The sequence below is a fragment of the Poseidonibacter sp. genome (assembly GCF_041821165.1).
Classification (GTDB): domain Bacteria; phylum Campylobacterota; class Campylobacteria; order Campylobacterales; family Arcobacteraceae; genus Poseidonibacter.
The window spans coordinates 1-11,912 of the sequence record NZ_JBGUES010000060.1 but is presented as its reverse complement, the minus strand read 5'-3'; the positions used below and the strand labels follow the sequence as shown (position 1 = coordinate 11,912).

At 24.1% G+C, this 11,912-nt stretch carries 12 protein-coding genes and 1 rRNA gene; all 13 read left to right on the top strand.

From position 1 onward, the window contains the following. On the top strand, nucleotides 1-576 hold a 576-nt coding region (locus ACERKK_RS06495), incomplete at its 5' end, for a glycosyltransferase (protein ID WP_373772276.1). Then, nucleotides 569-1,759, top strand: coding sequence for a hypothetical protein (locus ACERKK_RS06490; protein ID WP_373772275.1), 1,191 nt, complete (start codon nucleotides 569-571; stop codon nucleotides 1,757-1,759). The genes ACERKK_RS06495 and ACERKK_RS06490, both read left to right, overlap by 8 nt. Before the next feature lie 10 nt (nucleotides 1,760-1,769). Further along, a complete protein-coding gene (locus tag ACERKK_RS06485; RefSeq protein ID WP_373772274.1) occupies nucleotides 1,770-2,576 on the top strand; it encodes a polysaccharide deacetylase family protein in 807 nt (268 codons plus the stop codon). A gap of 3 nt (nucleotides 2,577-2,579) precedes the next feature. Beyond that, entirely contained in the window at nucleotides 2,580-3,458 is an 879-nt protein-coding gene (locus ACERKK_RS06480; RefSeq protein WP_373772273.1) for a glycosyltransferase family 2 protein, read from the top strand. Nucleotides 3,459-3,467: 9 nt separating this feature from the next. Then, nucleotides 3,468-3,983 carry an AAA family ATPase gene (locus tag ACERKK_RS06475; protein WP_373772272.1) on the top strand — a complete coding sequence of 172 codons (516 nt, stop codon included), beginning with the start codon at nucleotides 3,468-3,470 and terminating at the stop codon, nucleotides 3,981-3,983. A 59-nt stretch (nucleotides 3,984-4,042) separates the two neighbouring features. After that, nucleotides 4,043-5,161 (top strand): glycosyltransferase family 4 protein, encoded by a 1,119-nt coding sequence (locus tag ACERKK_RS06470; RefSeq protein WP_373772271.1) that lies wholly within the window; start codon nucleotides 4,043-4,045, stop codon nucleotides 5,159-5,161. Beyond that, entirely contained in the window at nucleotides 5,124-7,058 is a 1,935-nt protein-coding gene (locus ACERKK_RS06465; protein WP_373772270.1) for a WecB/TagA/CpsF family glycosyltransferase, read from the top strand. Before ACERKK_RS06470 ends, ACERKK_RS06465 begins: the two co-directional genes overlap by 38 nt. Before the next feature lie 57 nt (nucleotides 7,059-7,115). Continuing rightward, nucleotides 7,116-7,505: an anti-sigma factor antagonist gene (locus ACERKK_RS06460; protein ID WP_373772269.1), complete on the top strand. Its 390-nt coding sequence runs from the start codon at nucleotides 7,116-7,118 to the stop codon at nucleotides 7,503-7,505. Beyond that, on the top strand, nucleotides 7,465-8,292 hold the full coding sequence (locus ACERKK_RS06455) for a hypothetical protein (protein WP_373772268.1): 828 nt from the start codon (nucleotides 7,465-7,467) through the stop codon (nucleotides 8,290-8,292). The genes ACERKK_RS06460 and ACERKK_RS06455 overlap by 41 nt, the downstream gene beginning before the upstream one ends. Nucleotides 8,293-8,322: 30 nt before the next feature. After that, a complete protein-coding gene (locus tag ACERKK_RS06450) occupies nucleotides 8,323-9,714 on the top strand; it encodes an ATP-binding protein (RefSeq protein WP_373772267.1) in 1,392 nt (463 codons plus the stop codon). 1 nt (nucleotide 9,715) lies between these two features. Further along, on the top strand, nucleotides 9,716-10,747 hold the full coding sequence (locus ACERKK_RS06445) for a hybrid sensor histidine kinase/response regulator (protein ID WP_373772266.1): 1,032 nt from the start codon (nucleotides 9,716-9,718) through the stop codon (nucleotides 10,745-10,747). Continuing rightward, nucleotides 10,744-11,391 carry a response regulator transcription factor gene (locus tag ACERKK_RS06440; RefSeq protein WP_373772265.1) on the top strand — a complete coding sequence of 216 codons (648 nt, stop codon included), beginning with the start codon at nucleotides 10,744-10,746 and terminating at the stop codon, nucleotides 11,389-11,391. The genes ACERKK_RS06445 and ACERKK_RS06440 overlap by 4 nt, the downstream gene beginning before the upstream one ends. Nucleotides 11,392-11,766: 375 nt before the next feature. After that, nucleotides 11,767-11,912 (top strand): 16S ribosomal RNA (locus ACERKK_RS06435); the annotation flags it as partial.

The window sequence follows — 11,912 nt, the reverse complement described above, 5'->3', positions numbered from 1 at the left end:
CATAGCACAGCTACAAATTTTACTGAAAATAAAACTTTACTATTTGTAGGACAACTTATAAATGGAAAAGGTTTAGATGCCTTACTAAAAGCTATGAATAAAATACCAAAAGATTATGATTTAGTGATTGTTGGAACAGGAAAACAAGAGGAGTATTTCAAACACTATACAAAAGAGTTAAAACTCCAAGATAGAGTAAAGTTTGTAGGACAAGCAACACATAATCAATTAGAAGAGTATTATAAAAAAGCATACTGTCTAATTGTACCTAGTCGCGCTCCTGAAACATTTAATCTTGTGGGAATTGAAGCCCAAAAGGTTGGTCTTCCTGTAATTGCTACAAATGTTGGAGGAATATCTCAATGGTTAACACATGATGTAAACGGTTTACTGGTTCAACCAAATGATATTAAAGATTTAGAGAAAAAAATAAATGGTTTAATAGCAGATAAAAAACTACATCAAAGACTTTGTTTTAATGTTTTAAAAACAATGATGTATGAACATGATTCTTTTGCACATGCAAATTTACTTGTTGAGACATTTAAAAAATATCTAGGAGTTCATTATGCGTAATTTTGGAAGATTAACAATAAAAGGAAGTCTTGCTTTTGAAAGAAGCTTAAGTCAGGTTCTTGAAAATATTGCCTTAGATATTGAACTTTTAATAAATAAAGATTTATATGAAGCCATAATATTAATAGGTGGATATGGAAGAGGTGAGGGAGGAGTTGTAAGTGTAAATGGAAAAGAATTTCCTCATAACAACTTTGATTTTGTGATTATTTCAAATAATATAAAACAAAAAGAGAAAGAATACTTATCTTTTAAATGTAAAAGAATATTTGATAAACATACAGTTCCTTTAGGAATTTTAGTTGAGTTTTCAATTATAGATTCTTTAAAATTAAAAAATTGTGAACCTTTGGTAATTACTTATGATATGAAATATGGACATAAAGTAATTTGTGGAGATGTTTCATCTTTAGTAGAAAATAAAAACTTTGAGATAGAAAATATTCCATCATGGGATGTAAGAAATCTAATAGTAAATAGAGGAACACTTCTTGTAATAAATGATTTAATGCTCAAAAAAGAGATACTTGATGAAAAAGATAAAAAAATCATAATCAAACATTGGATAAAAGCAATTATTGGTTATGGAGATGCTTTACTTTTTTATCTTGGGGATTATGATTATAGTTATGTTGAAAAACAAAATAGAATGAAAAATCAAAAAAATATTAGCCAAAAAGTAAAGTCAATTTATGATGAAGCTATAAATTTTAGATTTGAGCCAAACTATGAAAAATATATGAATTATGATTTTAAAGAGTATCAAGCTTTTTTAAAAAACGAGCTTTCAAATATTCACTCAAAATGTGAAGAATTAGCTTTAAATCAAGTGCAATTAAGTTCACCATCATATATAAACAAAGCAGTTCAAGAGAGTTTATCAACTAACAATACGTTTAAAAGTGTTTTAAAAAAGATATATTTTTTAACAAAAAAAGTTCCAAATATCTCATCAATGAGTTTTCTGGAAAATATCAAATACAAAATGCTAGGAATAAAAGGAATGATGCCTATTTTATTTCCTTATGTTGCTTATGATATCAAAAATGAAGTGTTTGATTTAATACTAAAAGATTTTTTCAAACTAGATATTAAAAACAAAGATGCATATAAAATTTCATATTTAAACTATTGGAAAAAGTATGTAAATAGTAACTTCGTAAAAGAAGATTTTGGATTATAAAGGATTTATGATGATTTGTTTAACAGGTGATTTACATCATATGAGTTTAAATACGGGTAATCAACAACATTGTGATATTACAGAAATGCAAACTGCAATTATGTTTTTAAAGTTTTTAGAGATTTATGATATTAAAGTGAACTATTTTATTACAGGTAAATCATTTCAAGAAGAGTGGGATGATGTAAAACAAATTGTTTTTAATCCTTTGGTTGAGGTAGGTGGACATAATTATGATGCTTTTGAACATGAATTTTTTCATAGAGTTTGGAATAAAATTACAAAAAATTACAATGGTCCTAAATGGTTTCAAAGAAATGACACTTTAAAAACAATAGAAATCATAAAAGAAAAAACAGGAAAAGATATAAAAGTTTGGCGAAATCATATGTATATGCATGGAGCTAATACAGAAGATATTTTATATGAAGCAGGAATAAAAATATGCTCAGATGGAGTAATAAAAGATTCAAATAAACCAAATTTACATAAAAGTGGTATTTATAATTTTCCAATAAATATTATCCCTGATCATGAACATCTAATTCATGCAGAAAGAACACCACAATGGATAGAGCAATGGCAAAAAAGATATAACTGGAGTGATGATTTTGGAAAAGAATCATACTATATCAAAGAGTGGACTGATATGGTTTTACAGCAGTTAAGATATAGAGAAAATTTAGGTCTTGTTTCAAATGTAATTATTCATCCAATAACAATGTATTTATGTGATGGTTTTGTTCAAGTACAAAGAATACTAGAATATATTTCAACAAGACAAACAGTTCATATGAGCGAACTAATAAAAGGCTAAATTATGAAAACTTTTGAAACAACGATTATTTTACGGTCAATGAACTCAGCAGATATTATATCTCAAACATTAAAAGCTTTGTTTTCTCAAAACTATAAAGATTTTAAACTTTTAGTTGTTGATTCTGGTTCTACTGATGATACATTGGAAAAAATCTCTTTTTATCCACATGAATTAATACAAATAAAAAAAGAAGATTATCATCCTGGAATTGTTTTAAACAATGCAATAAAACAAACAAATACACCTTTTATTGTATTTTTAAACTCAGATACTGTTATGCTACATAACAACTGTTTAGAGATTTTAATCCAAAATTTAAAACAAAAAGATACTCATGCAGTTTTTGCAAGACAAATAGCAAGACCCGAAGCGAAACCTTGGGTAAAAAGAGATTATGAAATAGCCTTTCCAAAAGATGCAAAAAATCCATCATGGATGTATTTTTCTCTTCCTTTATCAGGAATAAAAAAAGAAATATGGCAAATAAATCCTTTTTATACAAAGGCATGGGCATCAGAAGATACAAAAATGGGTTATGACTTAAAAAACAAAGGCTTTAGCGTAAAATATTTATCAAAATGCCTAGTTATGCATTCTCATAATTACACACTAAAACAAATTTATAATAGAAGATTTGTAGAAGGCGAAGCAGATGTATATATTTTTGATAATACTTTTACCTTAGTTACTTTAGTAAAATCCTATCTTTCATCAATTTTAAATGATACAAAATATCATATAAAAAACTTTGAGATATATGAATTAGGTTTAAGTTTTATTAGAAGATTTGTTTATCAATATGCTTATTATAAAGGGCATAAAAATGCACAGTTACGAAAAGATAAAAATTTAGAAGCAACTTATGGAAATTATCAATAGGAGAATATTATGAAAGTGATAAATATCTTTGCAGGGCCAGGAAGTGGGAAGTCAACAACAGCGGTTTCACTATTTGCAGAACTAAAAAAAATGAATAAAAAAGTTGAGTATGTAAGTGAGTTTGCAAAAGATTTGACTTATGAAAAAAGTTTCACGACTTTAGATGATTACTTATATATTTTTGCGCAACAACATCATATGCTTTTAAGATTAAAAGACCAAGTTGATTATGCTATTTGTGATGGTTCATTTTTATTGGGTTATGTGTTTTATAAAAACAATAGTATTTATGATGAAAAAATATTTAAATCTATGTTAGTAGATGTTTTTAATAAGTATGAAAATATGAACTACTTTTTACAAAGAGCTGATATACAATATCAAGATTATGGACGAAAAGAGAGTTTAGAACAAGCAATAAACCTTGATGAAAAAATACTAGCCATGCTAAAGCAAGAGAATATAAAATACCAACTTCTTAATACAAAAACTTCAACAAATGAGATTTTAAAACATATAAATTAAATTTGCAATATTTTTGCATTTAAACTTCTTATTATAAAGAAAAACAATAGGAGTTTATTATGAAAAAAATATTTGCAAGTGCCTTAGCTTTTGATGATGGAAAATCTGGAATCTCAAACTATATAGAAAATACCTTATATTCATTAGCAAGTAAGCATAAAGTTTATGTTGCAATATTAAAAAAAGATATAAACAACTTTACAAGAAAACATGAAAATATCCATTTTATTGCTTTTCCAAACTTCTTAAAATACAGTGTTTTAAATCTATTTTTTCATATGTTTATACTTCCTTTTTTTATTGGTAAAAAATATGATTTTATCTTTTTACCTGCAGCAAATAGAAGATTAATGGCTTATTATCCAATATTTACAATTGCTACGTTTCATGACTTATCACAGTTTAATGTTCAAAGTAAATATGATGTATTTAGAATGTTTTATATAAAACATATTATTCCAATATTTTTAAAACCTATAAAAAGAATTATTGCAGTTAGTAATAATACAAAAATAGATTTACAAAAACATTTTAAAATAGACCCTTTAAGAATTACAGTTAATTACAATGGTGTTGATACAAATTTATTTAAAGAGAATATTTTAGATTCTAAAAAAATAAAAGAAAAACTAGACTTACAAAAAGAGTATTTGTTATATGTATCAAGAATAGAATATCCAGGGAAAAACCACTTAAATCTAATCAAAGCATATGAGGCATTACCAAAAAATGTAAAAGATACTTATGATTTAGTATTAGTAGGAACTGCAAGAGAAAATTCATCTGTTGTGTTTGATTATATAAATAACTCAAAAGATAAAAAATCTATAAAAGTTTTAGGGTTTTTAGAAAACAAAGAATTACCAGTGATTTTTTCAAATGCGAAACTTTTTGTATTTCCTTCTTTTTATGAAGGATTTGGAATACCTTTAATTGAAGCAATGACCATGAAAATACCTACCTTATGTGCATCAAATTCATCACTTTTAGAAATAGGAAAAAATGTTTCAAAATTTTTTGATGAATATAATCATCTTAGTATAAAAGAGAGCATTTTAGAAGTTTTAAATGATGAAAAAATGCAAGTACAAATGGTAGAAAATGGATTAAACGAAATAAAAAAATATGATTGGAGTTATCATGCAAACAAAATCATTGAACTATACAGAGCAAGATAGATTTTACTTCTTATCAAAAAGAGTACTTGAAATAGTTATATCATTGATTATGATATTAGTTGTTGCTTTTTTATTAATATTTTTTATATTTAGAAAAGTATTTTACAAAAAAAACATATTTATAAAAAAAACATATTTTCTAAATGAAGATAAAACAATAGAGCTAAATCTTTTTAACTGTGATGGTTTTATAAAGAACATAGCACTTTTTTATCATGTTTTATTATCAGAAATCTCTTTTATTGGGGTTGCTTTGGTTGAATATAAATCAAATATAAAATATAAAGTAAATCATAAACCAGGAATTTTTAGCTTATGGTTTATTAGAAAAAACTCTAAAATGCTAGATACTACGATTAGTTCTTGTAATAAAGAGTATATAGAAAATAGATGTTTAGTAAATGATATAAAAATATTTTTAAAAAGTTTAATTTCATTGCTTTATTTTACTAGTAATAAAAAGTATATAAAAAAAGTAAAAATATTTGATGTCTATTTTGATAATTTAAAAATTCAAGATATCTTAGAACTTATTCAAACAAGTATAAGTACAAATACAAAAAGAAGATTTTATTTTATAAATGCAGATTGTTTAAATAAAACATTTGAAAATAAACAATATAAAGAGATACTAAAAAATGCAGATACTGTCTTAGCTGATGGAAGTGGAGTAAATATGGCTTGTAATATTTTACAAACACCACTAATGCAAAATCTAAATGGTACAGATTTATTACCTTTTATTTGTAATTTATCTTTAGAAAAAGAGTACAAAATATTTTTATTAGGAGCAAAAGAGGGTGTTGCACAAAAAATGAAAGAGCAATTAGAATCTAAATATAAAAATATCAAAATTGTTGGTACAAATAATGGCTTTTTAAATGATAAAGAATCTGAAATAAAAGTAATAAATAAAATCAATTCTTTAAAAACAGATATTTTATTTGTAGCAATGGGTGCACCATATCAAGAGATATTTATAGAAAAATATAAAGATAAAATAAATGCAAAAGTGACATTAGGAGTAGGTGGCTTATTTGATTTTTATTCTACAAATATTAAAAGAGCTCCAATTTATCTAAGAGAACTAGGTTTTGAATGGATTTACAGAATGCTTCAAGAACCAAAAAGAATGTGGAAAAGATATATTTTAGGAAATCCACTGTTTTTATATAGAGTTTACAAATATAAAAAAAATGAAGAAAAAAATAGTTTAATAAATGTTTATCTAAATAATTACGAAACACCTAAAAAATATAAAATAGAAAAATTATTATGGCATTTAAAATTTGTCTTAAGAACACTTACAAAAAGAGTTATAGATATTGTGGCTTCTTTTATTTTATTAATCCTACTATCGCCATTATTATTAATAGTAATGCTTATAATAAAACTTACAAGTAAAGGAAATATATTCTTTATTCAAAAAAGAGTTGGGATAAATGGCACGCTATTTAATATGTATAAATTTAGATCAATGGTAGTAGATGCAGAAGAGTTAAAAGAAAAGTTAATGCAACAAAACCAATCAAGTGATGGTGTATTGTTTAAAATGAAAGATGACCCAAGAATCACAAAAGTTGGTAAGTTTATTAGAAAAACAAGTATTGATGAGTTACCACAGTTGCTAAATGTTCTAAAAGGGGAAATGAGTTTAGTAGGGCCAAGACCACCTGTAATAGATGAGGTTAAACAATACAATATGGATGATAAAAAAAGATTAGATGTAAAACCAGGAATCACATGTATTTGGCAAGTATCAGGAAGAAGTAAAATTCCGTTTAAAGAACAAGTAAAAATGGATAAAGAATATATCAAAAATCAATCAATCTATAAAGATATAGTTTTACTTTTAAAAACTATACCAGCTGTTTTATTTCAAAAAGGTTCTTATTAAATTGCATTTTTTCTGCAATACATAAGTTTATAATTAAAAAAACATAAGGAGAAAGATATGTTTAATGTAAATTATGAAAACAAAAACAATATCGTAATTGTACGATTAAGTGGCGAGTTAATGGTTGAAAGTGTAGAAAATCTAAAAAATGAATTTAATCAATATAAAGAGAATTCAAAATATTTTATTTTTGATTTTAAAAATGTAACAATGATTGATTCATCAGGTCTTGGATATATTGTGTATTGTCTTAAAAAACTTAGAGAAAAAAACGGTGATGCAAAAATTCAACATTTAGTTGATCAAGCAAAACTTATTTTTGAAATTACAAGAGTTAGTTCAATATTAGATATATACTCAAATGAAGAACAAGCAATACAAAGCATAGAAAATATGGAGAATTCAAATGAAAGCCATGATTCAAATACAGACGAAATTATCTCATAATAAAGAGTTCGAATTATTAAGTAAAAACTTATTAGAACTTAAAATATGTGGGAAAGAACTGTTTTCATACTATTTTGACTTATTAAATGAGTTAAATGTGCAAGAGATTTATATTGTAGATTCTCAATTAAAAACTTATATAAATGAGTACTATTTTAGTGATGTTTTTGCACCCAAAATAAAATTTATAAATGAAGAGAATATAAATAGTATTGAAAATAGTGATATGATATTTATTAAAAATATAGGTTTTCTTTTGGATTCTTTTAGTGATATTAAAAATATTCTAATAAATGAAAAAGAAAATTTTAAAATAAAAGATAGAACTTTTGAACTAATTTATACAAATAAAGAATCAAAAGAAGCAACAATAGTAGAAAAAAAGCTACTAAAAATAAAATCATTACAAAGTTTAAAAGACTATATTTTTATTTCAAATAGTATTTTAAGTTCAGTAGAAGAAATAGATTATACCTTAGGATATAGTAGTGATGATGGCATAATAATTGGTAAAAATGTACAAATTGATAAAAGCTGTATTTTAATAAAACCAATAATTATATTAGATAATGTAAAAATATCTAAAAACTGTGTTTTAGGCCCAAATTTAATAATACAAAATGATGTATATATTGATGAAAATACACAGATTCTTGATTCTATTATTTATAATAATAGATTTGTTTCATGTAATTTAAATATAAAAGATAAAATTACTTCTGTTAATAATTTAATAGATACAAAAAGTTTTCAAAATCATAGTATTGATAAGATTTTTATTAATTAAAATGAATCTAAATTTTGTTATTATCTAGGCATGGACTATTCAAAACTAACAAAATCAGAATTAATATCAATTATAGAAGAGAATAAAAATAAAAATCTTGATAAATCAAGAGATTTATTTATTTCAAATATTTCTCACGATGTAAGAACATTATTAAATGCAATTTATGGAAATGCTCAAATATTAGATAATGATAATACATTAAATACAAATCAGAAAAAAAGTGTAAAACGAATTATTGATGCAAGTTCAAGTATGATTGATTTAATAAATAATATTATAAATATAAGTACAAATAACGGTGATGATAAAGTTGTATTATATGAATTTAATCTAAACGAACTATTAAAAAACATTTACTCTATTTTTAATACAATCACTCAAGAAAAAGGCATAAGGCTAAACCTAGATATAGAACTTAGTGATGACTTTATTATAAAAACAGATAAAAATAAACTATTTTATATTCTTCTAAATCTAGTAGGAAATGCACTAAAATTTACAGAACATGGAAGCATAGATATAAAGTGCAAATTAGTAAATCAAAATATCCTTTTTGAAATAATAGATACAGGTATTGGAATAGAATCTGAAATGATTAGTGAAATTACTAAAGATTATACAAGAGGCAAAAATAGTTCCAAAATAGAAGGATATGGTTTAGGTTTAGGAATTGTACTAAAAAATTTAACTCTTTTAGGAAGTACTTTAATAATAAATTCAAAAGTAAATAAAGGTAGTACTTTTTCATTTGAATTACAAAATATAGAAAAATGTATTGATTTTGAGAGTACAAAAAATGATATTCTACAAATGCAAGAAATAGACTCAATCCAAAAAACAAAAGATTTTACTATTTTAGTATATGCAAAAAATGAAGATGAAATATCAATTTTAACAACATATTTTAATACAAGAAATATAAACTTTAAACATATAGACAATATTGAAGAAGCAAAAAAACAAATTAATTCAAAACCTTATAATATGGTATTTTTAGATTCAAATAAACTAAACAAAGATGAATTGTCTTTTTGGCAAATATATAAAAAAGCAAATAAAACTACTCCTATTATTACTCTAACTTCATCAGTTATGAGTTCAGATTTACAAAAGTTAAATAAAATCTCAACTACATATATTATAGAACCATATAGTTTTAAAGATATTGATCAATCCTTAATAATATTTAGTAAACAAAAGTTTAATTATAAACAAATCACAGAACAAACACCTACGCAAGAGTTGGTAATAAGTGAAGATTTAAAAATAAAACTAATAAAAGAGAGTAATTTAGGTAATTATAAGTCATGTAGTAGTTTAATAAATAATATACAAGATGATAATACTAAAGAAATATTGATTAATTATTTAGAACAATACGATTTTGATAAAATTCAAACTCTGTTAAAAAAGGTTTAAAATGAAAGTTTATAAAAAAAAGATTTTAGTAGTTGATGATACTGTTGAAAACTTAAATATATTAAAGAATATTTTAGAAAAAGAAAATTATGATGTTTTTTTATCAAAAAATGGAAATAAGGCAATAGGTATAGCAAAAGAGATAAAACCAGATTTAATACTTTTAGATATTTTAATGCCAGATATTGATGGATATGAAACTTGTAAACTTTTAAAACAAGATATACAGACAAAAGATATTCCAATAATATTTTTATCAGCACTAAATAGTTCAACAGATAAAATTAAAGCTTATGAAGCAGGGGGAATTGATTATATTCCAAAACCATTTCATGATAAAGAAGTAATAATTAGAGTAAAAACTCATTTACAAACAAGTATGATTATTAATTCATTAAATGATTTAGTAGAAAAGTCATTTCATGAAATATATACCCCTTTAAGTGTTATATCAACAAGTTTAGAAATGCAAACATTAGAGTATGGAAATACAGACTATTTAAAAAGTATAAAATCAGCAGCAAGATTGCTAAATATTTTTTCTGATGATATATATTATTCAATAAAAAAAGAAGTAGCACCCTTTGATGCCAATTGGATAGAGTTAAAACCATTTATAGAACATGAATTAAACTATTTAAAACCAATAGCAATAAATAAAGAGATTGATTTTGATTTAGAATGTTTAATAGATAATCCAATGATATTTATAAATGATATAGAATTAAAAAGAATACTTCTTAATGTATTATCAAATGCAATTAAATATTCATATAAAAATACAAGGATAAAAGTTAAAATCAAAGAAGAAGAAAAAGGCACAATATCTTTTTCTATATCTAATAGAGGTAGAATATTAGATGACCCAGATAAAATATTTAAAAAACTTTATCAAGAAAGTTGTGAGCATTTTGGTTTAGGAATAGGGCTTGAAATAGTTGCATTAGTTTGTGAGAAAAATGCAATTAAAATTGATGTAACTTCTGTAAACAATATTACAAAATTTAAATTTTTATATAAAGAAGTAAAATGAAAATACTATTATTAGAAGATGAATATTCATTAAATCAACATATTAGTAAATACTTTACACTAAAAGGTCATGAAGTTACAAGTTTTGATGATGGCTTAGAATTATTAGATAATTGTAATTTATATGAATATGACTTTTTTATATTTGATATAAATGTACCAAATATTGATGGTTTAGAAATATTAGAGTTTATAAGAAATAAGAATATTGATGTGCCTTTGATAATTATAAGTGCAAAGGTTGATATTGAAGATGTAAAAAAAGCTTATACTTTAGGATGTAGTGATTATTTAAAAAAACCATTTGAATTAATAGAATTAGAATTAAGAATAGATTCAATAGTAAAACAATTTCATTTTTCAAATATTATTGATTTAAAAGATTCATATACATATGATTTAAATATAAAACAAGTTTTTAAAAATAAAGAACCTATTGTACTTTCAAAAAAGCAAAATGAGATATTGTATATTCTAATAAAAAACAGAGGCAAAGTAATTTCATTTTCAACTATATCAGATTATATATATGAAGATGAGATGAAAGACTTTCATACAATTTCATCTCATGTAAGAGATATAAGAAAAAAAATAGATACTGAACTAATAAAAAATGTAAGAGGTGTTGGTTACGTAATTAACTAACATTTCTATTGTGTATAAGATTAAATATACTAAATAATTAACAATATCCTAACAAAAAGACAAAAATCCTACAAATTCCAAAATTTAAGCGAACAATAAGAAAAACCCCTTGACAAAGTTAAAGTAATTCCCTATAATTCCCGTCCAAAAACAGACGAACGACATCAAATGAGATGGAGAGAGTTTGAGATCTTTAAAAACATAAGTTTGTGAAAGTAATTTTTATAAACTGAATATAAAACTCTAATCCTTAATATGGGATGTAAAATAAGATATTAAAAGCACAAATAACAAGAAGTCAAAATTCTTGTCTATTTTTACTTGAGTGATAATTTTGTAATTTAATACAAAAATTGTCAGTTTCAAATAATTCATTTTATGGAGAGTTTGATCCTGGCTCAGAGTGAACGCTGGCGGCGTGCTTAACACATGCAAGTCGAACGAGAACGGGTATTAGCTTGCTAATACTGTCAGCTAAGTGGCGCACGGGTGAGTAATATATAGTTAACCTGCCCTAGAGA

Coding starts and splice junctions, on each gene's coding strand:
- ACERKK_RS06455 (WP_373772268.1), top strand. CDS start 7,465: ATGAAAGCCATGATTCAAATACAGACGAAATTATCTCATAATAAAGAG.
- ACERKK_RS06450 (WP_373772267.1), top strand. CDS start 8,323: ATGGACTATTCAAAACTAACAAAATCAGAATTAATATCAATTATAGAA.
- ACERKK_RS06485 (WP_373772274.1), top strand. CDS start 1,770: ATGATTTGTTTAACAGGTGATTTACATCATATGAGTTTAAATACGGGT.
- ACERKK_RS06475 (WP_373772272.1), top strand. CDS start 3,468: ATGAAAGTGATAAATATCTTTGCAGGGCCAGGAAGTGGGAAGTCAACA.
- ACERKK_RS06490 (WP_373772275.1), top strand. CDS start 569: ATGCGTAATTTTGGAAGATTAACAATAAAAGGAAGTCTTGCTTTTGAA.
- ACERKK_RS06470 (WP_373772271.1), top strand. CDS start 4,043: ATGAAAAAAATATTTGCAAGTGCCTTAGCTTTTGATGATGGAAAATCT.
- ACERKK_RS06440 (WP_373772265.1), top strand. CDS start 10,744: ATGAAAATACTATTATTAGAAGATGAATATTCATTAAATCAACATATT.
- ACERKK_RS06445 (WP_373772266.1), top strand. CDS start 9,716: ATGAAAGTTTATAAAAAAAAGATTTTAGTAGTTGATGATACTGTTGAA.
- ACERKK_RS06465 (WP_373772270.1), top strand. CDS start 5,124: ATGCAAACAAAATCATTGAACTATACAGAGCAAGATAGATTTTACTTC.
- ACERKK_RS06460 (WP_373772269.1), top strand. CDS start 7,116: ATGTTTAATGTAAATTATGAAAACAAAAACAATATCGTAATTGTACGA.
- ACERKK_RS06480 (WP_373772273.1), top strand. CDS start 2,580: ATGAAAACTTTTGAAACAACGATTATTTTACGGTCAATGAACTCAGCA.